The sequence below is a fragment of the Psychroserpens sp. SPM9 genome (assembly GCF_025153525.1).
Taxonomy (GTDB): domain Bacteria; phylum Bacteroidota; class Bacteroidia; order Flavobacteriales; family Flavobacteriaceae; genus Psychroserpens.
This window is the reverse complement of the sequence record NZ_JANZNR010000006.1, coordinates 82,914-107,168: the sequence shown is the minus strand read 5'-3', so window position 1 is coordinate 107,168 and position 24,255 is coordinate 82,914. Positions and strand designations below refer to the sequence as shown.

Genomic DNA, 24,255 nt, shown 5'->3' with positions numbered 1-24,255 from the left:
ATGAAAAAACATGTATCCTTTATTTTAGTTATGCTCATTGGTATATTGAGCTATGGGCAGACCGATGGTATTAGTTATCAGGCTGTAATTATAGATAATAATCCGCAAGAAATACCAGGCGTTGATGTGCCATCAAATAACTTACCTAATACGGCATTGAAAGTCCGATTTAGCATTATTGATAATACCAATCAAATTGAGTATCAAGAGACGCAAGATACCGAAACTGACGCTTTTGGAATGATCAATTTAATGATCGGTCAAGGTGAATTGACGTCTGAAACATTAACGACGTTCAATCAGGTATATTGGGATAACGAAAAGTTCTTGCGAGTAGAAATAGATCTTTTTGATGGTAACGGTTTTGTAGAATTTAGCTACCAAAAGCTAACGTATATCCCTTACATAAGACATAGAGAAATTATCGCAACGTCAACCTTAGATGTCGATGGCGCTACCAATTTAAATAATAGTTTATCCGTTAATAATGCTAGTCCGACACTATTATCAGGAAGCTTAACCACGGATGGAACTACAGACTTAAATTCTAATTTAACAGTCAATAATCAAAGTCCTACTTACCTAACTGGAGACTTGACTGTGGATGGTTTGGTTAGTTTTGATGGAGAATTAGCTGTAGGAGGCGATACTAATTTGTATTCAGATTTAACGGTTGCTGGTAATTCGCTTTTAGAAGGTGATTTGAATGTTTTAGGAACTTCTAATTTTGCAGATGGTATTTTTGACAATATAACGGTGAATCAAAATTCTTTATTAAATACGTTGACTGCAAGTGGAGCAACAAATCTATCAAATCTTTTAAATGTTAATGGGACTACAACTTTAAATAATACGTTGTTTGTAAATGCTAATAGTTTTCTAAATGGGAGAGTTATTATCGATACTAATGTTGATGATGCAGGTGGTGACTTATTTCCAACAGCATATCCATTATGGGTTAAAGGTAGTAAACAAGGTATTACTATTGAACTTAATGGTAATGCAGCAGGAGGAACACCAAATAATGGAAATAATTTTCTGTCGTTTAAAGGTGCAAATAATATCATATATGGTCGTATAGAAGGTCAAACCAATAACGAATTGACTAGTAGTTTCCCTTTTATTTGGAATCAAACACAAGAAGGTTTAGAAACTGGTTTTCAACTCGCAATGGTAACTGCAGATCTTTTTGGTGTTGATGATTTTGATGCTGCTGCTATTGAAGGTTTTGAAATGGTAGATATGATTGCTAATTGGGTTGTTCTTAGAGTTCATATGCAAAACAATGTAGGAGTTGCTTTTGAATCTGGATTTGGAGATTATGCAGAGTGGTTAGAAAAAAAAGATGTAAATGAAATATTCAGCTATGGAGATATTGTTGGAGTTTCTGGTGGTAAAATAACCAAAAACACTACTACTGCAGATCATTTTATGGTGGTTTCAAAAAACCCAATCGTTTTGGGCAATATGCCAGAAAACAACAGAGAAAAAGATTTTGAGAAAATCGCATTTATGGGACAAATACCTGTAAAGGTTTTAGGAAAAGTATCTATTGGAGATTATATAATTCCATCAGGATTAAATGATGGTATTGGGAGAGCAGTTTCACCTAAAAACATGACTGTAGAACACTATAAAACTATAGTAGGAGTAGCTTGGTCTGAGTCTGATGCTAGAGGCATTTCCTATATTAATTTAGCTGTTGGAATTAATACAAATGATACATTAAAACTTTTAGAACAGCAGCAAGATGAAATCAATATGCTTAAAAGTGAAGTGAGTGCTATTGTTTTATATTTAAAACAAAAAGACCCTAATTTTGATGCAGAATTTTTTAATTTATCAGAATACACAAATAGAGACAATGAAGTTGTCAACAGCGATAATGAGAATCAAACACATATTGCTAATGGCGAGTATACAACGACAAAAAGTAAATTTGAGCTTATTTTGAGCTTTTTGGAGGAAAATCCGGATGTTATTGAAGGTATTTTAGCAGATGCCAGAGCATATCTAGATGCTAAAAAGGTCAATTACAAATTATATGAGCAAACAAATCGAGTGGTTACAGACAAGAATTATTTACTAGATAATTTGAGAGCTATTATTAAAGATATGTAAGTTATATACTTAATATTACAGTTTCTAAAGAATCTTTAGATTCTAATCCCATTTTTCTACGAAGACGTTGTCTGGCTTTTTTAATACCATCACTAGAAATATTTAAAATATTTGCAATTTCCTTTGATGATAGATTCATTTTTAAAAGCGCCATTAAACGTAAATCATTTTTGGTAATATTAGGAAATTGTTCCTGGGCTTTGGCATTGAAGTCTTTATGAACTTGCTCAAAATATCGTGAAAAATTTTCCCAGTTATTATCGTCTTGTAAGTCAAAATTAATAGTTTGTATGAGCATTTGGTAACCAGGGTCGGCATTGGCATCGGCTTTTAAAACTTTAGCTTTTTGTTTTAAATCGTTTAAAACTTCGTTCTTTTTGGCTAAATGCAGTGCATGAGTGGTTAATTCTTTAGTTTTATGTTCTAAATCTTTATCTAAGTTTTCTCTTAAGATTTTATTTTTCTTCATTTTTTGTTTTATCGCATAAAACAATAACCCAAATATGATAAGTAACCCAATTATAATAATAGTTAACGCATTATTTCGAAGTTTACTTGTCGCTTCTTTTTGTTGTAAAATTTCTAAATCTTTTTTCTGTAATAAAATTTCTTTTTCTTTCTTTTCGGTTTCATAAATTATCTTTTGTTCTATAGATAAAGAAGTCCTCATTTGGGAAGTTAAAGTGTCTTTAGCGTCGCTACTTTCTTTATACAATGCTAAGGCCCGCTTATAATCACCTTGCTTTTCTAAAGCCAGCGATTTGAATTTTTTAGAAAAGCTTAAGTTGACTAAAGCTCCTTTTTTTTCTGCTAGTTCAACGCAGTTTTCAAAATGTGTGAGTGCCTTTTGATATTGTTTGTTCCCTAATTCAATTTGACCACGAATTAAATTATAATTATAATCTACATTATAGGCATTTACAGGGTTCATCATAGATTTGGCTAAATTCACATAATGTTCGGCTTTTTCAAGATCATCACGATCAACTTCGAGTAATCCTAATATGATTAAGGTTTGTAATTCACTCGTCTTTAAATTAGTCGTTTTAGAAAGGTCTAAAGCTTCAAGAAGACTTTTTTCTGCATTGTCAAATTGCTTCAGTTTAATTAGAGAAGTTCCTTTGATTCTTAAAAGCTCTGCTTTAATTCTGAAATTATTTGAGGCGTCGGCAATGGCAATACCTTCATCAAAATTTGTAATAGATTCTTTAAAGTCGAATAACTCTTGATAAATTTTGCCAATTTTGAAATACTCCTGTGGAATTCTTAAAGAATCATTTTGAGCTTCTCTAAGGTTAATCGTATTTTTCGTGAGCTCTATTGCGATATTTCTATGGCCTTTATGTAAGGCTATATCAGCTTTGCCAGAGAGAACAATGGCTATTAACGCGGTATCCTTATGTGATAACGCAATTGGTTCAATTTCATCATATATAGATTGTATGCGATCATAATCACTAGTGAGTACTTTAACTAAATTTGCCAAGTTAGATTTTAAGGTTGCTCCTTTTATGCTATCACCGTTCTTTAGGAATTGATTTGCAGACTTTTCAACAAATACCATCGCAGAGTCATATTTGTTTTGCGTAAACATATACTCGGCTTTGACACTATTTAGATTGGCTAATTGTTTTAAATTAGTTGACTTTTTGTAGAGGTGTTCTGCTGCAGAAATATTTGTTTTCGTTTCCTCAGAATCTTTATACATTAAAAGCTGGGCAATCTTTAAATGATTTAACGCTTTAATGCTGTCAGCTGTTGTGGTTTTAATAACCTGAGTAAGGCTATCAATTTTCTGTTGCTCTTGGGCACTTAATAGCATTGATAAAACCAAAGCTAAAATATTGAGTTGTGTTGAAAATTTCATAGGATTGAATTCTAATCACCTAAATATAATATTATTATATGTCAGTTGTGTTTTTAGGGTAAGACAAAAGGGGTACATACTCCACAGTACCTAATTTAATTGATGTTTTGAATTGTTAAAAAAAAACTCAAAAAATCGTAAACTGAAAATCGCCAATCTAAAATCAATTATTACTTTTGCACATGCAACACAACAAAGTCCTAATTTTAGATTTCGGTTCGCAATATACACAGCTTATTGCGCGTCGCGTTAGAGAGTTAAATATCTACTGCGAAATTCATCCTTTTAATAAAATTCCTGCTGATTCTGAAAGCTTCAAAGCCGTGATTTTATCGGGTAGTCCAAACTCGGTTCGAGGCGAAGATGTACTTCATCCAGATTTATCACAAATCCGAGGAAAAAAACCAATGCTGGCCGTCTGTTATGGCGCTCAATATTTGGCGCATTTTTCTGGAGGCGAAGTTGCCGAATCCAATACACGAGAATACGGAAGAGCCAATTTGAGTTTTGTAAAGCAAGATGAAGACTTTTTTACAGGAATCTCTAAAGGAAGTCAGGTTTGGATGAGCCATAGTGATACCATCAAACAATTGCCAACTCATGGTGTTTTATTAGCAAGCACTCATGATGTTGAAAATGCAGCTTTCAGAATTGAAGGCGAAACAACCTATGCAATTCAGTTTCACCCCGAAGTTTATCATTCGACCGATGGAAAACAACTATTAGAAAATTTCTTGGTGCATATCGCTCACGTTGAGCAAGATTGGACGCCAGATTCCTTTGTTGAAGAAACCGTTTCAGACCTTAAAACACAATTAGAAAACGATAAAGTCGTTTTAGGGTTGTCGGGAGGTGTTGATTCTTCCGTAGCTGCGATATTATTACACAAAGCGATTGGTAAAAACTTGTATTGTATTTTTGTAAATAATGGTTTGCTTCGGAAAAACGAATACGAAAGTGTACTCAAGCAATATGAGGGCATGGGACTTAATGTAAAAGGTGTCGATGCTTCGGCACGCTTTTTGGATGCCTTAGAAGGTGTTAGCGATCCTGAAAAGAAACGAAAAGCTATAGGTCGCGTGTTTATTGAAGTTTTTGATGATGAAGCTCATCTTATTGAAGATGTAAAATGGTTGGCTCAAGGGACTATTTATCCTGATGTTATCGAAAGTGTATCGGCTACTGGAGGTCCGAGTGCAACGATTAAAAGTCATCATAATGTTGGCGGTTTGCCTGATTTTATGAAATTGAAAATCGTAGAGCCTTTAAAAGCTTTATTTAAAGATGAGGTTCGTCGTGTAGGCGCTTCCATGGGAATGGATGCATCGATTTTAGGGCGACACCCTTTTCCGGGGCCAGGATTAGCGATTAGAATTTTAGGTGATCTAACTCGGGAAAAAGTACGTATATTACAAGAGGTAGATGCGATCTTTATTAATAACCTGAAATCTTGGAATTTGTACGATAGCGTATGGCAGGCTGGTGCAATTTTACTTCCGGTTAATAGCGTTGGCGTTATGGGTGATGAGCGTACCTATGAAAAATGTGTCGCGTTAAGAGCTGTTGAAAGTACCGATGGGATGACTGCCGATTGGGTGAATCTTCCGTATGAATTTTTACAGAAGACCTCCAACGAGATCATCAATAAAGTAAAAGGTGTAAATCGAGTGGTATATGACATTAGCTCTAAACCACCAGCAACAATTGAATGGGAATAAGCGAGTTGCTTTTAAAAATTCAATTGATAATAGAAATGAAATAAGGTTTCCTAAATAAAGGGAATTCAGAATATAAAATGGTTTAAATGAAAAAACTCATCTTCATACTTCTTGTGGTGTTTTGTAGCTGGTCTACGATTGCTCAAGAGTATAAAACACACAAAGTCAAGCAAGGCGAGACTATAGAAAGTATTGCAAAGCAGTATTTGGTGACGCCTTTTGATATTTACGCATTAAATCCTGATGCTAAGAAATCTATCGATTTAAATACGGTTTTGATTATTCCTGATTCTAAGGTTAAAAATGAACCCATTCCTGAAACCACAAAAGAACTTATTGGTTACAGAAAGCATAAAGTTAAGCGTAAGGAAACCCTCTACAGCATTTCTAAAAAATACAATGTAGAGATTGAAGATATCAAAAAGCATAATACGTCTCTATATGCTGAAAATCTTCGGAAAGGCGATCGCATCCAAATCCCAAAGTTTAAAACGATTGTTAGTAAAGTATCTTTAAATAATACCGTTAAAAAGTATAAAGTCTTACCAAAAGAAGGGAAGTGGCGTGTGGCTTATAAGTTCGGAATTACTGTTCCAGAGCTTGAAGCTTTAAACCCAGATCTCGAAGACGTTTTACAACCTGGCCAAGAAGTAAACGTTCCTAATATTAGTGATAACGAAGAAAAAGCTGTTGAAGAAACATACAATTATTATACAGTTTTAAAGAGTGAAGGTTATATGGCCTTGAATCGAAAGTTAGGTGTCACTCAAGAGCAACTAGAAAAACTGAATCCTGATTTGAAGGATGGCGGACTCAAATTAGGGATGGTTTTGCGTGTGCCAAAAACTGCAAAAACAGAGCTTGTTGTTAAAGATCTTGTGAACACTGATTTGACAAGTACTCTAAAAAACTTTAAGACTAAAAAAATAGCCTTGATGCTACCTTACAGAACACATCGAATTGATGTAGATTCTGTAGCTGAAGCTAAAAAAGCGATTAGGACAGATGGCTTATTATCGGTGTCGTTAGATTTTCACGCTGGTGTATTGATGGCTATCGATTCGGCTAAACGTTTGGGAATTTCAACACATTTAAAAGTATTTGATACCAGAAACCAATCGTCTGAAATTTCTAATATTTTAAACAACACCGATTTTTCAGATTATGACGCTGTTATTGGTCCGTTATTACCCAAAAACTTAGATCGGGTTGCTTCAGAATTAAAAGGCGATCATATTCCGGTATTATCACCATTAACAATGCCTGAAAAGTTATACGATAATGTATTTCAAACGGTACCTTCAAGTGAACTTTTAGAAAAGACAATGATTAATTTCGTTAAAACAGATTCTTTGCCAAAGCATATGGTAATCATTGCAGACTCTAAGCATAAAGCCGTTAGTGACCGATTATTGGCAGAGTTTCCTTCAGCAAAACAAATATTTTCCAGAAAAACAAAAAAAGGAGCAGAGGCTTATTTTGTGTACCAAACCGATTTAGAAACTATTTTTAAAAATGGACGAAATTTTGTCTTTTTAGAAACAGATAACGAGGGTTTTGCATCTAATGTTATTAGTATTATTAATGGTTTAAATATCAAAGGGAAAGAAATTATTTTGATGACCACCGATAAAAACAAAGCGTTTGAAGGTCGCGAAATTTCTAATTATCACCTGTCAAATTTGAAGTTTCATTATCCGTCACCAAACAAAACGACCGATATATTAACAGCCAATAATCCTTTTGTAAGAGCGTACAGACGTGAGTATAATGTGAGTCCGAATAAATATGCCGTTCGTGGTTTTGATTTAACGCTAGACCTCTTATTGCGCTTGGCGAGTGAAGAGGATTTGTATAAAGCTTCCTCCAGCGAAGTGGAAACAGAGTATGTTGAAAATAAATTTCGCTATTCTAAAAAGCTGTTTGGCGGTTATTTTAATGAAGCGGTTTATATCGTGAAATATGACAATTTAACCATCGTAGAAGCAGGAAAATGACCTCAAAAGTAATTTATTTAGGTGATTTAAGAACTCAAAGTACACATCTTAAATCTAACGATTCTTTTATAACAGATGCGCCTTTAGACAATAATGGCAAAGGAGAAGCGTTTTCACCTACAGATACTGTTGCTACAGGATTGGCAAGTTGCATGATGACCGTTATGGGAATTAAGGCCAGAGATATGGGGATTGATATGACAGGAACGTCAGCTCAAGTAACCAAAACCATGGCGAGTAATCCACGACGGATTTCCAAAATAGAAGTGGTTTTAGACTTCCCTTTTGAAGCTGATGATAAAACCCGTAAAATTTTAGAACGAACAGCAAATACATGTCCTGTACATTTCAGTTTACATCCAGATATCGAAAAAGATATCACGTTTAACTGGAACTAATGTAAAGCTATGTTGCTGCGATTTTTAATGATTTTTTTATTTGTTCTGAATGTAAGCTCAAACAATGAGGTTACCATACAATGGAATGAAAACAAAAAATTAACTTGGGCAGATTTTAGAGGTGCTGTTGATACCACTTCAGATGCTGTTGCTGTCACGGCATCGGGAATTACATTTTCGTTTTCTGTACAGCAATCTAATGATCGATTTGTAAGTTTTAATGCTCAGGCTGATGCTCATTTTTACCCTGAAAAATCTTGGTATATCAAAGATAAAGGAGATGATCATATCTTGGCGCATGAGCAACTTCATTTTGATATTACAGAACTTCATGTGAGACGATTACGCTATGGTATTTCTAAGCTAAAAGTGTCACAACGCATACGAGAAGATTTAAGGGCTTTACATGAAGATGCTAATATGGAATTGGCTAAGATGCAAAATGCTTATGACTTACAAAGTCAAAATTCTATTGATAAAGAACAACAAGCCATTTGGGCCGAATTTGTAAAAGAAGAACTTCAAAAGTATAGCGCTTTTAGATCTAAATAAAATGCTTCAGCCTGATAAAAATTTCTTAATCAAATTAGCACATACCAAAATGCCATTTGGCAAATATGAAGGACGTTATCTTATAGATTTACCCGAATATTATATCGTTTGGTACCACAATAAAGGCTTTCCTAAAGGCGCCTTAGGAGCCATGCTTACACAAGTTTACGAGTTGAAGTTAAACGGATTAGAATATTTAATTCGGGATATTCAAAAGCGTTATCCCAAATAAAGAGATACTTCCGTTTTTAAGATGTTATGAAATCAAAAAAGAAAAGCCTTAATCAGATGATTAAGACTTTTTATAATGGATAGCTTTTGGCTTACTTATGCTTTTTTAGCTTTTACAACAATTTGTAATTCCATATCATCTTTGATAAAATTATCACCTAAACTATCAAATACAGATTTAGATTTGAAGTTAATTCCCCAAGTAGTTCTATCAATAGTAAAAGGTTCGCTTTTAATTATCATCATGTCATTTTCATTAGTGATGGTCACAGGAAATGAAATATTATGTTTCTGACCTTTAATCGCTAAGTTTCCAGATAATCTTGTTTTTCCGGCAGCTATAGATTCTGTGCTTGTGATTTCAAATGCCGCATTAGGAAATTTCGTCACATCAAAGAAATCACCTTCCTTACCTTCAACCGTTCCCATTAAATGCGCTTCTAACTTTTCTTTGCCTTTACCAGCTTCTAAGTCGGTTACCACAATAGATTTCATGTCAATTAAAAAAGTTCCGCTATGTAATTTACCATCATCAGTTTTAAAAACACCATTGTCTAAACTAATAGTTCCTGTATGTGTGCCAGTTGGTTTAAATCCTTTCCAATGAATTGTAGATTCAGACGTATTGACAATATATTTTTCAGAAGTACTATCGCTTACAGCGGCCGCTTCCGCATCACTTGTATTTGCCTCATCAGCTTTGTCTTTACAGCTTGTAAATGCAAAGGCAATAGCTAAAATCATTGAAAATTTTAAAAATTTCGTTTTCATAGTCTTTTGTATTATTTAAGGTTGTTTCACACAAAAATACATATTGCTGAAGGATATGTCAATATCCGATAAAATTATTTGGTGACATTTTGACATTTTTAAGATAATGGCAGTACTTTTGCCATCTTAAATCGAAGATTTAGTTATAACAATCAAGAATATGAGTAAGAAAGATAAAAATCAAACTATAGAAGAACCTCAATTACAAGACGATGTTCATGAAAATACGGAAGATACTAATGTAGAAACTATTAGTGTAGAAGAGCAATTGCAAGAAGACTTAGCTAAAGAAAAAGACAAATTCATGCGTTTATTTGCTGAATTTGAAAACTATAAAAAACGAACAGCTAAAGAACGTATTGATCTTTTTAAAACAGCTAGTGAAGATGTAATGTTATCGATGTTACCTGTATTAGATGATTTTGAACGTGCTTTATTGCATATTGAAGACGATAAAGAGGCCGAAGAATTACGAAAAGGTGTGCTGTTAATTTACAACAAACTCTTATCAACTTTAGAAAAGAAAGGCTTAACAAAAATAGAGGTTAGTCAAGGCGATGTATTTAATGCAGATGACCACGAAGCTATAACTCAAATTCCTGCGCCAAGCGACGATTTAAAAGGAAAAATAATTGATGTTATCGAAAAAGGATATAAACTGGGAGATAAAGTAATACGTTTTCCTAAGGTTGTAATCGGACAATAAAAAAAGACATGGCAAAAAGAGATTATTACGAAATATTAGGTGTAGAAAAAAATGCATCTGCAGCCGAAATAAAAAAGGCCTATCGAAAGATGGCAATCAAATATCATCCCGATAAAAACCCAGATGATAGTGAGGCCGAAGCAAAATTTAAAGAAGCTGCCGAAGCTTATGAAGTACTGAGCGATGCCGATAAAAAAGCACGTTACGACCAGTTTGGACATCAAGCTTTTGAAGGCGCTGGTGGTTTTGGCGGTGGCGGTATGAATATGGATGACATATTTAGCCAGTTTGGAGATATTTTTGGAGGCGCTTTTGGAGGCGGAGGAGGTTTCTCTGGCTTTGGAGGTGGTTTTGGAGGTGGCCAACGCCGTGTTAAAGGAAGCAACCTGAGAATTAGAGTGGCGCTTACACTTGAAGAAGTGGCTAAAGGTGTAGAGAAAAAAATTAAAGTTAAACGTAAAGTTCAAGCGCCTGGAACAACTTATAAAACCTGTGCTACTTGTAACGGTCAAGGTCAAGTCACAAGAGTGACTAACACTATTCTCGGACGTATGCAAACGGCTTCAACTTGTCCAACTTGTGGAGGTGCCGGACAAAGTATTGATAAAAAACCGGCAGATGCTGATGCACAAGGCTTAAAAGTTCAGGAAGAAACAGTTTCAGTAAAAATACCTGCAGGTGTTGTCGACTCAATGCAGTTAAAGGTAACTGGAAAAGGTAATGAAGCTCCAGGAAATGGTATTTCGGGAGACTTATTAGTCGTTATTGAAGAGAAAGAACACGAATCTCTTAAACGTGAAGGCGATAATTTACATTATGATTTATACGTGAGTTTGCCTGATGCTGTATTAGGAACGTCTAAAGAAATCGATACAGTTACAGGGAAGGTGAGAATTAAAGTCGAAGCTGGCGTACAATCGGGGAAAATCCTTCGCTTACGCGGAAAAGGCATCCCAAGTATCAATGGTTATGGTAGTGGTGATTTATTAGTTCATGTTAACGTTTGGACACCAAAAACATTGAACAAACAACAGAAGGAATTCTTCGAAAACATGAAGAACGACGAGCACTTCCAGCCTAAGCCAGAAAGCACAGACAAGTCGTTTTTTGAAAAAGTTAAAGATATGTTTTCTTAACAATCCCCTTTTTTAATAAAAAACACTATATTTGAATTATCACTAATTTCTATTAGTGGTAATTTTTCTTTTTCATAGCAATTTTTTCCCATCCTTAATTAGTTTTAAGGGTGGGTTTTGTTTTTTTTATACCCTTTTTAACTTTCATTAAAACAGAGATTTATAGGCTTCTTTGTGAATCTGGCATAAATGTTAAAATTTTACGCATATAAGCTAAATTTCATCACTAACATTTTTATCTTTACCATCATAAAATTCAACCCTACAAAGACAGTTTATGAATCATCTATTAGTTGCAGATTCTGTATCTAAAAGCTTCGGAACGTTTAGAGCATTAAATAATGTTTCTATTTCAGTTCCCAAAGGAAGTATTTTTGGCTTATTAGGTCCTAATGGTGCTGGGAAAACCACACTCATTAGAATCATCAATCAAATCACCATGCCAGATACCGGGAGTGTGTTACTTGACGGAGAAGCATTAAAGCCCGAACATATTCAGAATATTGGTTATTTGCCTGAAGAGCGAGGACTCTATAAATCTATGAAAGTAGGAGAGCAGGCATTGTACCTTGCTCAGTTGAAAGGCTTAACCAAACCTGAAGCTAAAAAACGATTAAAATACTGGTTCGAAAAATTAGAAATAGGCGATTGGTGGAATAAGAAAATTCAAGAACTAAGTAAAGGTCAGGCTCAAAAAATTCAATTTATTGTCACCGTTTTGCACCAACCAAAATTGTTGATTTTTGATGAACCTTTTTCAGGGTTTGATCCTATTAATGCGAATTTAATTAAAGATGAAATCCTTCAGTTAAGAGATGAAGGAGCAACGGTTATTTTTTCAACACACCGCATGGAATCTGTTGAAGAACTTTGCGATCATATCGCATTAATTCATAAATCTAATAAGGTGCTTGACGGCAAATTAATAGATATAAAACGTCAATACAAAACAAATACGTTTGAGGTCGGATTACAAACCGAATCGGTTACAGAAGTAACCAACGCTATCAAAGAAAAATTTGAAGTACTACCAGCAACCTTTAAAAATCTTCATGATGATGTTAAACTCAATATTAAACTGAACACTCAAGACAGTTCTAATGATTTATTATCATTTTTAACGTCCAAAGCCGAAGTTCATCATTTTGTTGAAGTAGTGCCAAGTGCAGACGACATTTTTATTCAAACCGTAAAAAACAACTAAAATGAACCATTTACCACTCATTATAAAACGCGAGTATCTTACAAAGGTTAAGAACAAATCGTTCATTATTATGACTTTTGTGAGTCCTTTAATTATGGTTGCTTTAATTGCAGTAGTAGCCTATTTATCACAGTTAAATAACGATAAAGAGCGCAGTATTTCGGTGCTGGACGAAACAGGTGTTTTAAGTGATGTGTTTGTGAGTACAGAGCATACAACTTACAATATACTTACAGATACAAATCTTGAAACGGCTAAAGAACTGGTGAAGGCTAAAAGTGAGTTTGGACTTCTGTACATCGAGAAGAGCCAGGACACCATGAATGTATTGTCTAGTGTTCGGTTTTATTCTGATGAATCGCCTTCATTGTCTATCATGTCGAGCTTAGAAGAAAAAATTGAAAAGAAATTATCTGAGACTAAACTTCGAAATGATGGTGTTGATATTGCGAAAATTCAAGCATCAAAAACGAATGTGACTATAGCTCAGGAAACCTTTACAGGAGAAAAGACGTCTAAAGTGGATAGTTATTTGAAACTGGCCTTTGGAGGTGCCGCAGGATATTTGCTGTTTATGTTCATTATTATCTACGGAAATATGATCATGAGAAGTGTCATTGAAGAAAAAACCAGCAGAATTATTGAGGTGATAATCTCTTCTGTAAAACCTATACAATTGATGATGGGGAAAATCATTGGAACATCATTAGCAGGAATTACACAGTTTGGTATTTGGGTGATCTTAGGAAGTATTTTAGTGTTTGTATTATCTGCAATCTTCGGTATTAGTATGTCAGAACTGCAAACCCCTTCTCAGGATTTGATGAATCAAGCCATGGAAAATCCAGAAGTTGCCAACGAAGTCCAATTAGCGATGCAATCCTTTTTTAATTTGCCACTGGCAAACCTGGTGATTGCCTTTATGTTCTTCTTTATAGGCGGCTATTTGCTATACAGTTCGCTGTATGCGGCTGTTGGAGCTGCGGTAGATAATGAAACCGATACACAGCAGTTTATGATGCCTATTATTATGCCATTAATTTTAGCAGTTTATGTAGGGATTTTTACAGTTATCGAAGACCCTCACGGCACCGTATCTACTGTATTTTCATTTGTACCGTTTACTTCACCTGTAGTGATGCTTATGCGCATACCGTTTGGAGTGCCAATTTGGCAACAGTTCTTGTCATTTGCAATTTTAGTCGCTACATTTATGTTTACGGTTTGGTTTGCTGCAAAAATCTATAGAGTCGGAATCTTAATGTATGGTAAAAAACCAAGTTATAAAGAACTGTATAAATGGATTAAATATTAATATGATTCAGGATTTATCTAAAATAGAAGAAACAATTACAGAAAGCACAGCCTGGGAAAAAGCTAAAAATTTTCTGGGAATGCACTTAGATATTGGCAAGGATATTAGCATATCAATTTTTGATATTCTTGTGGTGATCACTGTCATTTTTATAACTACCTTAGTTTTGAGGTTGGTTTTAAAAGTCTTAACGAGAAATTTACCTTCAGATGATAAAGGTAAATTTAATGTTGTTTTCGGATATTTTAGATGGCTCATTTACGTCATTATTTTATTAATCACCTTGCATTCAGTTGGTGTTAATGTGACTGCTGTTTTTGCAGCTTCTGCGGCATTAATGATTGGTATTGGTTTGGCTTTACAAACCTTATTTCAGGATATTATTTCTGGAGTGTTTATTTTAATCGATCAATCGGTACATGTTGGTGATATTATAGAAATTGAAGGGAAGGTTGGACGTGTTGAAGAAATCAAATTAAGAACCACAAGAGCCGTAACAATCGATAATAAAGTACTGGTCATTCCGAATCATTTGTATTTAACAAATAGCCTTTATAATTGGACTCAAAACGGAACCTTAACCAGAGAAAGCGTTGAGGTTGGCGTTGCTTACGGAAGCGATGTACAGCTTGTCAAAAAATTATTGTTACAAGCGGCAAGTACGCATCCTGATGTTATTAGTTCTCCCGAACCTTCTGTTGTGTTTACCAATTTTGGTGATAGTTCCTTAAATTTTAAACTCGTATTTACTTTAGCTGATAGTTTTAAAGCACAATTTCCAAAGAGTGATATACGTTTTGAAATTGACAAGTTGTTTAGAGAGCATAATGTTACCATTCCGTTCCCTCAAAGAGACATTCATATTATTCAGAAACCTGAGTAATTCAGTAATTAATTTAATTAAAACCGATTAGCTTTTTATGACTACGAAATCGTGCACTATTTTTATGCTTTTGTTTTTTTGTTTCACGACACATACTGTCCTGGCACAACTAACAGATCTGGCACGATTAGAATATTCATTTATACCTAAAAGCAATTCCGAAGATCAATATACTCGACTTAGAGCTTTAGTTAATTATCCAATTAAAACCAGCGAAGATTGTTATTTGATAGTTGGTGCCGAATACAACCGAATCATACTTAATATTGAAGATAATTACCCTTTTGATACGTCTGCTTTGGAAACCATCAACATTATAGATTTAAATATTGGTTATACGTTTAAAACGAGTGAACATTGGAGAATCGGACTAAAAGCAAACCCCAGAGTTGCCTCAACTTTGATAGACAAAATTACCTTTGAAGATGTGTTTTTAAATGGTGGGATATTTGCAATTCACGATAGAACCGATGATGAATCACTTAAAAGACCTTACCGCTTAATTTTGGGGCTGACTTATAATGCGACTACAGGTGTACCTTTTCCGTTACCTTTTATAAGTTATTACAGACGCGTAAATGATAACTGGTCGTTCTCTGCTGGTGTGCCAAAATCTAATTTGAAATATTTTTTTAATGAAAAAAGTATGATGCAAACTTTTGTGAGTTTAGATGGATATTTTGCTAATTTACAGCGACCGCTGGTAATCAATGATCAAGAAGTTGATCATATTTCTTTATCCGTAGCCGTTGCTGGTATTGGCTATGAATATTGTTTTACTAAAAACTTAGTGGCATATGCGTATACAGGTTATACGTTTAGGTTAAATAATGTATTACGTGATAATAATAGAGATGAAGTTTTTAAATTAGACGATATTAACGCATTTTATTTAAGAACCGGATTAAAATTTAAAATATAAGATGGCAAAAATTTTAGTAATTGAAGATGAAGCAGCAATACGAAGAGTATTGGTAAAAATACTTTCTGAAGAAAGCGATACCTATCAAGTAGATGAAGCCGAAGATGGGCTTGCGGGTATTGAAAAAATTAAGAAAGATGATTTTGACCTCGTTTTATGCGATATTAAAATGCCAAAAATGGATGGTGTTGAAGTCCTTGAAGCTGTAAAAAAAATCAAACCCGAAATCCCAATGGTCATGATTTCTGGTCATGGCGATTTAGATACGGCTGTCAATACGATGCGTCTCGGCGCCTTTGATTATATTTCGAAACCACCAGATTTAAACCGTTTACTCAACACAGTTCGTATTGCGCTAGACCGAAAAGAGCTAGTTGTTGAAAATAAAATTCTCAAGAAAAAAGTCAATAAAAAGTATGAGATGATTGGTGAAAGCGAAGCCATTTCTCATATTAAAGAGATGATAGAAAAGGTGTCGGCTACCGATGCAAGAGTCTTAATTACAGGGCCAAACGGAACTGGTAAAGAGCTCGTAGCGCATTGGTTACATCAAAAAAGTGAACGTTCTAAAGGTCCGTTAATTGAAGTAAACTGCGCTGCGATTCCTTCAGAATTAATAGAAAGCGAATTGTTTGGGCACGTTAAAGGAGCATTTACAAGTGCTGTTAAAGACCGAGCAGGAAAGTTTGAAGCGGCCAATGGCGGAACCATTTTCTTAGATGAAATTGGAGATATGAGTCTTTCTGCTCAGGCAAAAGTACTGCGTGCTTTGCAAGAAAATAAGATTCAACGTGTAGGTAATGATAAAGACATCAAAGTGGATGTTCGTGTGGTTGCTGCAACAAACAAGAATTTAAAGAAAGAAATTGAAGATGGTAAGTTTAGAGAGGATTTATACCACAGACTTGCAGTGATTTTAATTAAAGTTCCGGCACTTAACGACCGACGCGAAGATATCCCGCTTCTAATTAATCATTTTGCGTCTAAAATCGCAGAAGAACAAGGTACCGCTAAAAAAGAATTTTCTGATAAAGCCATCAAACGTTTACAAGAGTATGACTGGACTGGTAATATTAGAGAATTACGTAATGTGGTTGAACGGTTAATCATTCTTGGCGAAAAGGAAGTTAGTGATAATGATGTTAAGCTGTTTGCCTCTAAATAACACCTCATATGAAAGATATCAATAGCAATCAATTTAAGGTTACAAAACCTGTTCAGCTCCATGACATTCCGACAACTTTTGACTTGGATGCAAGTAAAAAAGAGATTGAAAAAGAATTAGAAGACGTTAGAGAAAAACTTGGGGAGTTTCAAAATACCATTTATGCCCACGGAAAATATGCTGTTTTAATCTGTATTCAAGGTATGGATACCGCAGGAAAAGATAGCATGATACGTGAGGTTTTTAAGGATTTTAACACGAGAGGCATCGTGGTTCACAGCTTTAAAGTTCCTACCGAATTAGAACGTAAACACGATTATTTATGGCGCCATTACATCGCACTTCCTGCGCGCGGAAAGTTTGGTGTTTTTAATCGTACGCATTATGAAAATGTATTGGTAACACGTGTGCATCCCGAATATATTCTAGGCGAATTTTTGCCTGATGTGAATTCGGTTGACGATGTTAATGATGCATTTTGGGATAAACGCTTTAATCAAATTAACGACTTTGAAAAGCACATTGCTGAAAATGGTACAATTGTATTTAAATTCTTCTTGCATCTTTCCAAAGAAGAACAAAAAAACAGACTGCTAAGACGCTTGCATAAAAGTGAAAAAAACTGGAAATTCTCTCCTGGAGATCTTAAAGAACGGAAGCTTTGGGATCAATATCAAGCCTGTTATGAAGAGGCTATCAACAGAACTTCAAAAACCCATGCACCTTGGTATACGATTCCTGCCGACGATAAACCAACAGCACGTTATATCGTTGCCAGAATTTTATATGATACGCTTATTCAATACAAGGATATTGTGGAACCAGAATTAGAAGAAGAGGTAAAAGCAAATTTACTGACCTACATTAAAGCCCTAGAAAGCGAATAGTCTATCTGATATTTTTTTCGTCCTAAGTATTTTAAATAGTATCTTTAGACTTCATTGAAAAATACAATTTTATGAGGTTATTGATAACTATTGTTTTCTGTTTTATAATGGGTCAAATTTCAGCACAAACCGATGCTGAAAATCTTAAAAGCATATATTCCAATTCACTAACTAATGGTATGAGTTACCAATGGTTAGACCATTTATCCAACCAAATTGGTGGTCGGCTTTCGGGTTCTTTAAATGCCGAAAAAGCTGTGCAATATACCAAAGAAGAACTTGAAAAACTCGGCTTAGATAAGGTGTGGCTTCAACCTGTGATGGTGCCGCGTTGGGTGAGAGGTGCTCCTGAATTTGCTTACTTCGAAACCTCACCTGGAGTCACCACTAATGTGAATATCTGTGCGCTTGGTGGTTCAGTAGCAACACCGCTTGGAGGTATTAAGGCTAAGGTTATAGAAGTTAAATCCTATAAGGATTTAGAAGCTTTAGGCGAAGCGGAAATTAAAGGTAAAATTGTGTTTATTAATCGTCCGATGCAAGCCGATTTGATTAATACTTTTGAGGCTTATGGTGGTTGTGCTGTAGAACGTTATGCTGGAGCTGCCGAAGCTGCAAAATATGGCGCTGTTGGAACTATAGTGCGCTCGTTAAACTTGAGATTGGATGATTTTCCGCACACAGGAAGTATGAGCTATGGTGATTTACCGGTTAATCAACGCATTCCTTCAGCTGCAATTAGTACAAATGATGCCGAATTATTAAGCGGTATGTTGGCGCTGAATAAAGAGGTTAAGTTCTTTTTTAAGCAAAACTGTCAGCAATTAAAAGATGTACAATCTTATAATGTGATTGGTGAAATAACAGGAAGCGAGTTTCCAAACGAAATTATTATCGTTGGTGGTCATCTGGACTCCTGGGATTTAGGCGATGGTTCTCATGATGATGGCGCAGGTGTGGTTCAATCTATGGATGTATTGCGATTGCTCAAAGAAAGTGGAATAAAACCTAAGCGCACCATTCGAGTCGTCTTATTTATGAATGAAGAGAATGGTTTGCGTGGCGGAAGGAAATATGCCGAAATCGCTCAAGAAAAAAAGGAAAACCATGTGTTTGCATTAGAGAGTGATTCAGGAGGTTTTACGCCTAGAGGATTTAGCTTTGATTGTAGCGATGTAATGTTTGCCAAAATAGAAAGCTGGAAACCACTTTTTAAGCCGTACTTAATTCATTACTTTGAAAAGGGCGGTAGTGGCGCTGATATCGGTCCGTTAAAAAATGACAACATCGTTCTGACTGGTTTGCGTCCCGATTCACAACGCTATTTTGATCACCATCATGCAAGTAATGATACCTTTGAACACGTGAATAAACGAGAACTTGAGTTAGGTGCCGCATCAATGACGGCTTTAATTTATTTGATTGATAAATATGGAACTCAAACCATTTCAAATACTGAAGAATTAAGAGATTAATATTAAAAATTGTTAAGATGAAAATTAAAGGATTTGTGCTGTGTTTAATGTTAAGTGCTGTGTCTTTTGCACAAAACGCTTCCGAAGCGAAACTACCTTATTACGAAGTACCCGAATACGCTGAAAGCTTTACAGCAGGAACCATGGCAGCACGTATGGTAGATGCACTCGGATTCCGTTTTTATTGGGCCAGCGAAGGGCTTACTGAAAAAGATTTGGAATACAAACCAGGTGACGAATCACGAACTACAGCCGAAACGATTACGCATATTTTAGATTTGTCGTATATTATTGTCAACTCTACCTTAAAGCAAGCTAATAAAAAAAATGACAGTTCCAAAATGACTTATGCAGAACAACGGAAGCAAGCCTTGATTAATCTTAAAACAGCAGCCGATATTTTAAGAGCAAGTGACGATATTTCACAATATAAAATTATTTTCGGGACCAATGAAATTCCGTTTTGGAACCAGGTTAATGGTCCTATTGCTGATGCGATTTGGCATTGCGGACAAATAGCAACATTCCGAAGAATTTCAGGAAATCCGATTAATTCAAACGTAAATCACTTTAGAGGTACTGTAAAGCAATAATATGGCTACAGCTATTTTACAACAAATTCATCCGGTACTTCCTGTGCGTAACGTTTCCAGGGCTATTCATTATTATGTTGATAAACTCGGATTTAAATTAAGCTTTAAAGATGCAGGAAATGACCCTAAATATGCTGGAGTTCAAAGAGATGCTGTTGAAATTCATTTGCAATGGCATGACGAAAACGACTGGACCAATGGCATGGACAGTGCTTTATTAAGAATTTATGTCACTGAAGTTGATAGCTTGTTTAACGACTATAAAACCAAAGATGTATTTCACAATAATACCATGCTTCGTGATACCGCTTGGCGCACTCGCGAATTTGGAATTTACGATTGCGACTCAAACGGTTTAATTTTTTATAGAGATTTATAATTTAATGAAAGCTTTTACAGGTAAAATTTTACTCGTATTACTACTGTTTTTTATGGCTAAATCTGCACATTCGCAAGGTAAGTCTGTAGAAGCATTGTTTTGTAAAATTATTGAAACGGGTACCAATTATCCTGTGCCTTATGCAACGATTCAATTTAAACATACTGGAAAAGGTGTTATCGCTAATATTGATGGTGATTTTAGAATTCCGTATCACTACAAAAAGGCAAAAGATAGTTTAATTATTTCCTGCTTGGGCTATGAAACCAAACAGGTAGCTGCTGCTGCATTAGAAGATTATAAAACCAATATCATTACGCTTAAACCCAAAATTGAACTACTCAATCAAGTGCTTATCAAAGGAAAAAAGACGAAGAGCAAAGACTTAGAAGCTTATACACTTGTAAAAAAAGCCATTGCCAGTATTCCGCTCAATTATCCAAAAGAAAATTATTCTTCAATTGGCTATTATAGAGATTATCAGGTTGTGAGAGGTCAGTATTACAATTTAAATGAAGCTATTATAGAATCTTTTGATGCCGGATTTGACACCGATATTATGACCGACAATTACAATGAAAGTGCTATTTTAAGTTATAAAGAAAACGAAGAGTTTCCAAGAGATTCTACATTGTTAATTGCTTACGATGGCGCGTCCAAATACATTAAAAACACAACTTTATCAGGTCAAGGCGGAAACGAATTAGGCATACTCAACATACATAATCCGATTCGAAATTTTGAGCACCTCAGTTTTTCATTTGTATATGTATTCAAACGAAAATTTTTAGAAAATCATGAGTTTGAAACCTTACGTAAGGTATATCTTAATGACGATGTTATTTACGAGATAGGCTTCAAAGCAAAAAAGCGATTGGTAGGGACCAGTCATCGAGCTTTAGGTAAAATTTATATAGCTAAAGACGATTTTGCGATTCATAAATTAGAATATAGTGTTTTCGAAATCAACAATGAGAATCCGCTTTTTGAAGTTGAAATCGAATATAAGCCTAAGGGACGTTTAATGTATTTAAATTATATCACATTTAATAATCGCTTTGTTGTAAGTGACCAATTTGTGTTTAGTGCAAAAAAAGTTGATTTTAATATCTATGAACAGGCATTTTATATCAGTTTTAATAATGCATTAGATACCACAACTGTAGACCGAAAGGATTTTAAACTCAAATATCAAAAGCGAAAACTGATGGTAAAATCGGTTGAGATTGTCGATGAAAGTACTGTGAAATTGCAGATTGCCGAATGGAGTTTCCCTGAAACCATTGATGAGAATACCAATATGAATGAATTTGATGTCAGAATTAAAAACGTATATGATATCACTAACAGAGAAATTTCAAAATCTCCAAAAATTGAAGCCGCTCAGTTTAGAGAATTTTTTGCTCAAGATATTTTTGTCAATAAACAAAAACCCAGTAACTTAGAATTCATTCTTAGATATAAACCCTTGTCTGAAGCTAAAGTCAATAATCTTGAAATAGCGAATTCCTACTGGATGAATACACCATTAAAAAAGTAATAAGATGAAGAATATCATTCTGTTTTTTTCAATACTTGTCTTCGGAAATAGTTTTGCTCAAGACACGAGTGATATAATTGATGCTTATGAAGATTATACCGATTTATCAAGAGAACAAATCTACGTTCATCTCAATAAATCGACTTACATTACTGGAGAAATGCTGGGTTTTAATGCCTATGTATTTCTGAAAGATATTAAAGAACCTTCGACCCGAACCACTAATTTATACTGTCAGATTCTCGACAAAAACGACAAGGTTATCACCGAAAAACTACTCATGATGAATCAAGGGTTTTCACGTGGTGATTTTATGATTGACAGTACATTTGCCAGTGGCGAGTATAAATTTAAAAGCTATACCAACTGGAGTCGAAATTTTCCTAATGAACATAATTATTTTCTGGAAAATTTTAGAGTGATTAATCCGGAAGATAAAGCCGAAGATAAACCAGCAAACATTTCAAAAGCAATAGATATCCAAGTGCTTCCTGAAAGTGGACATCTGCTTTCTGAAACCTTAAATGTAGTTGGTGTTATTGCAAAAGATCAGCTAGGCTTAGGGATTCCTAATTTGGAAATCAATGTGTTAAATGCTGAAGGAGATTTATTAACCACAACGACGCTTAACACCTTTGGAATTGGTAAGTTTTTACTGCACCCTTCGGAAGGTGAGGTCTATCGTTTAGAATATTCTTATGATAACGAAAAAGCAAGTTATACTTTGCCTACAGCAAAACGTATGGGCGTAGTGCTTTCGGTCACCGAAACGTCAACACCCAATAGTATTGCTTTAGCTTTAAAAACTAACGCTAAAAGTTTTGAACTTTTCGGAAACCGCAATTATAAACTGATCATTCACAACGGTTCTAATGCCAGCGAAGCGACTATCAGTTTTAATGGTTCAAAATCGTCAATAACTACAGTAGATTTAAAGTATTTATATCCTGGCGTTAATATTTTTACACTTTTTGATGACGAAGATCGACCTATTGCCGAACGTCTCTATTTTAATTTTAATGGCTTACCATTGCAATCCATTTCTAAGGCAGAACAGCTTCCAATGAGAACCGATAGTTTGGAAATTAAATTAGCAATACCTTCAGTTGATATTCAAAAATTACAAAATTTGAGTATTTCGGTTTTGCCTTCAGAAACGAAAAGCTATGATCATCATCAAAATATTATTTCAGCAACTTACCTTCAACCGTATTTAAAAAGTGCAGTAGAACAGGCTTCTTATTATTTTACGGCCATTGATGATAAGAAAAAATATGAATTAGATAATTTGTTACTCACACAAGGTTGGAGTAGTTATGACTGGACTTCCATATTTAATTCCGCTCCAGAACCCGTTTATAACTTTGAGATTGGTGTCAATTATACCATAAATACAAATAATAGTAAGTCAAAAAATTTACTGATTTACCCTAATATCAACACAAAATCAGAATTATTAACGCTGGACAAAACTCAGCAATCTTTGGAAAAACGCGGTTTTTTTCCGTTGGACGATGAAAAATTACGAATAGGAGAAATCAAATCTAATGGGGAACTAGGACGCTCAAATGTAGTATTGCAATTTACGCCATCATCGATAAAAGGTTTTAACACAAAATATGAACCTAAAAGCATGCTAAGAGCCAATCAATATGCAGCTAAAGATGTTAGTGGTTTTAAGTTTGATGCTATTGAAGAATTAGATGAAGTGCAGTTATTTGCGAAAAAGAAATACACGCGAATCGAAAAACTAAAGAACAGAAGCCTCGGAAGAATTACTGAATTTGGCGAACACGAACGTCAATTTTATAAAACCTTTGCTCAATTTATTAGTGAGCGTGGTTTTATTGTTGAAGAAACGCCACATGAAGACCCTCAAACTGGGGAGTATTCAATTTTTAGAATTAAGACCAGACTCCCTGTGTCAATTAATGCGTCCAGTGTTCCACTCATTTATTTAGATAACGCGATTTTAGTAGATTTAGACATCTTGAATAATTTTAGTATGGCGGTTGTTGATTATGTTGAAGTCAATAAAAGTGGCGTTGGTGAAGGTATTAGAGGAGGTGCAGGAGTGATTAAAATATTCACAGACCCAAATAAACAATTCAAGTTAAAACCCAAAGTGTCTTTTACAGCTTATGATATTCCGTTGACCTATAGTACGCCCAAACGCTTTTATATGCCGAGATATGCTTCCTATACCTCTGTGTTTTTTAAAGAATATGGCGTTGTAGGCTGGATTCCAAGTGCAAAAGTTGATGCCCAAGGGAAGCTAATATTCAAGATACCTAATCATCAAACCGATGTGTCCCTATTTATTGAAGGTGTAGTGAATACAAACCAATTGGTATCAGACCGCATCACAATAAATCAATAGAAATGGCTAATAACT

21 protein-coding genes are annotated in these 24,255 nt (G+C 34.8%); 19 read left to right on the top strand and 2 right to left on the bottom strand.

What is annotated here, in order from left to right; translation table 11 throughout:
• Positions 1-2,121 (top strand): peptidase G2 autoproteolytic cleavage domain-containing protein, encoded by a 2,121-nt coding sequence (locus N4270_RS12705; RefSeq protein ID WP_260097646.1) that lies wholly within the window; start codon positions 1-3, stop codon positions 2,119-2,121.
• A gap of 1 nt (position 2,122) precedes the next feature.
• Here the strand turns inward: N4270_RS12705 and N4270_RS12700 are convergent, their stop codons facing one another.
• On the bottom strand, positions 2,123-3,988 hold the full coding sequence (locus N4270_RS12700) for a hypothetical protein (RefSeq protein WP_260097645.1): 1,866 nt from the start codon (positions 3,986-3,988) through the stop codon (positions 2,123-2,125).
• A 182-nt stretch (positions 3,989-4,170) separates the two neighbouring features.
• Between N4270_RS12700 and guaA the strand changes: the two genes are divergently transcribed.
• The 5 genes from guaA to N4270_RS12675 all read left to right on the top strand — a co-directional run bounded on the left by guaA (position 4,171) and on the right by N4270_RS12675 (position 8,885).
• Positions 4,171-5,706: a glutamine-hydrolyzing GMP synthase gene (gene guaA, locus N4270_RS12695; RefSeq protein WP_260097644.1), complete on the top strand. Its 1,536-nt coding sequence runs from the start codon at positions 4,171-4,173 to the stop codon at positions 5,704-5,706.
• 86 nt (positions 5,707-5,792) lie between these two features.
• Positions 5,793-7,703, top strand: coding sequence for a LysM peptidoglycan-binding domain-containing protein (locus N4270_RS12690; RefSeq protein ID WP_260097643.1), 1,911 nt, complete (start codon positions 5,793-5,795; stop codon positions 7,701-7,703).
• Positions 7,700-8,101, top strand: a complete 402-nt coding sequence (locus tag N4270_RS12685) for an OsmC family protein (RefSeq protein ID WP_260097642.1) — start codon at positions 7,700-7,702, stop codon at positions 8,099-8,101. Before N4270_RS12690 ends, N4270_RS12685 begins: the two co-directional genes overlap by 4 nt.
• 27 nt (positions 8,102-8,128) lie before the next feature.
• Positions 8,129-8,653, top strand: a complete 525-nt coding sequence (locus tag N4270_RS12680) for a hypothetical protein (RefSeq protein ID WP_260097641.1) — start codon at positions 8,129-8,131, stop codon at positions 8,651-8,653.
• 1 nt (position 8,654) lies between these two features.
• Complete coding sequence (locus N4270_RS12675) at positions 8,655-8,885, top strand: DUF3820 family protein (protein WP_260097640.1); 231 nt, start codon at positions 8,655-8,657, stop codon at positions 8,883-8,885.
• A gap of 95 nt (positions 8,886-8,980) precedes the next feature.
• On the opposite strand, the gene N4270_RS12670 is transcribed toward N4270_RS12675, so the two are convergent.
• Entirely contained in the window at positions 8,981-9,655 is a 675-nt protein-coding gene (locus N4270_RS12670; protein WP_260097639.1) for a YceI family protein, read from the bottom strand.
• 160 nt (positions 9,656-9,815) lie between these two features.
• Here N4270_RS12670 and N4270_RS12665 point away from each other — a divergent pair, with 160 nt between their 5' ends.
• The 13 genes from N4270_RS12665 to N4270_RS12605 all read left to right on the top strand — a co-directional run bounded on the left by N4270_RS12665 (position 9,816) and on the right by N4270_RS12605 (position 24,240).
• Entirely contained in the window at positions 9,816-10,361 is a 546-nt protein-coding gene (locus tag N4270_RS12665) for a nucleotide exchange factor GrpE (protein WP_260097638.1), read from the top strand.
• Positions 10,362-10,369: 8 nt separating this feature from the next.
• Complete coding sequence (dnaJ, locus tag N4270_RS12660) at positions 10,370-11,497, top strand: molecular chaperone DnaJ (RefSeq protein WP_260097637.1); 1,128 nt, start codon at positions 10,370-10,372, stop codon at positions 11,495-11,497.
• A 277-nt stretch (positions 11,498-11,774) separates the two neighbouring features.
• A complete protein-coding gene (locus N4270_RS12655; protein ID WP_260097636.1) occupies positions 11,775-12,701 on the top strand; it encodes an ABC transporter ATP-binding protein in 927 nt (308 codons plus the stop codon).
• A 1-nt stretch (position 12,702) separates the two neighbouring features.
• Positions 12,703-14,016 (top strand): ABC transporter permease, encoded by a 1,314-nt coding sequence (locus tag N4270_RS12650; protein ID WP_260097635.1) that lies wholly within the window; start codon positions 12,703-12,705, stop codon positions 14,014-14,016.
• A gap of 1 nt (position 14,017) precedes the next feature.
• Positions 14,018-14,899 carry a mechanosensitive ion channel family protein gene (locus N4270_RS12645; RefSeq protein ID WP_260097634.1) on the top strand — a complete coding sequence of 294 codons (882 nt, stop codon included), beginning with the start codon at positions 14,018-14,020 and terminating at the stop codon, positions 14,897-14,899.
• A gap of 37 nt (positions 14,900-14,936) precedes the next feature.
• Positions 14,937-15,821, top strand: coding sequence for a DUF6268 family outer membrane beta-barrel protein (locus N4270_RS12640; protein ID WP_260097633.1), 885 nt, complete (start codon positions 14,937-14,939; stop codon positions 15,819-15,821).
• A gap of 1 nt (position 15,822) precedes the next feature.
• A complete protein-coding gene (locus tag N4270_RS12635; protein ID WP_260097632.1) occupies positions 15,823-16,986 on the top strand; it encodes a sigma-54 dependent transcriptional regulator in 1,164 nt (387 codons plus the stop codon).
• Between the two features lie 8 nt (positions 16,987-16,994).
• Positions 16,995-17,873, top strand: coding sequence for a PPK2 family polyphosphate kinase (locus tag N4270_RS12630; protein ID WP_260097631.1), 879 nt, complete (start codon positions 16,995-16,997; stop codon positions 17,871-17,873).
• Between the two features lie 71 nt (positions 17,874-17,944).
• Positions 17,945-19,348: a M20/M25/M40 family metallo-hydrolase gene (locus N4270_RS12625; RefSeq protein WP_260097630.1), complete on the top strand. Its 1,404-nt coding sequence runs from the start codon at positions 17,945-17,947 to the stop codon at positions 19,346-19,348.
• Between the two features lie 17 nt (positions 19,349-19,365).
• Positions 19,366-19,941 (top strand): hypothetical protein, encoded by a 576-nt coding sequence (locus N4270_RS12620; RefSeq protein ID WP_260097629.1) that lies wholly within the window; start codon positions 19,366-19,368, stop codon positions 19,939-19,941.
• Position 19,942: 1 nt separating this feature from the next.
• A complete protein-coding gene (locus tag N4270_RS12615) occupies positions 19,943-20,320 on the top strand; it encodes a glyoxalase superfamily protein (RefSeq protein WP_260097628.1) in 378 nt (125 codons plus the stop codon).
• Positions 20,321-20,324: 4 nt separating this feature from the next.
• Positions 20,325-21,860 (top strand): carboxypeptidase-like regulatory domain-containing protein, encoded by a 1,536-nt coding sequence (locus N4270_RS12610; protein WP_260097627.1) that lies wholly within the window; start codon positions 20,325-20,327, stop codon positions 21,858-21,860.
• A gap of 4 nt (positions 21,861-21,864) precedes the next feature.
• Positions 21,865-24,240 (top strand): hypothetical protein, encoded by a 2,376-nt coding sequence (locus N4270_RS12605; RefSeq protein WP_260097626.1) that lies wholly within the window; start codon positions 21,865-21,867, stop codon positions 24,238-24,240.
• Positions 24,241-24,255 lie beyond the last annotated feature (15 nt).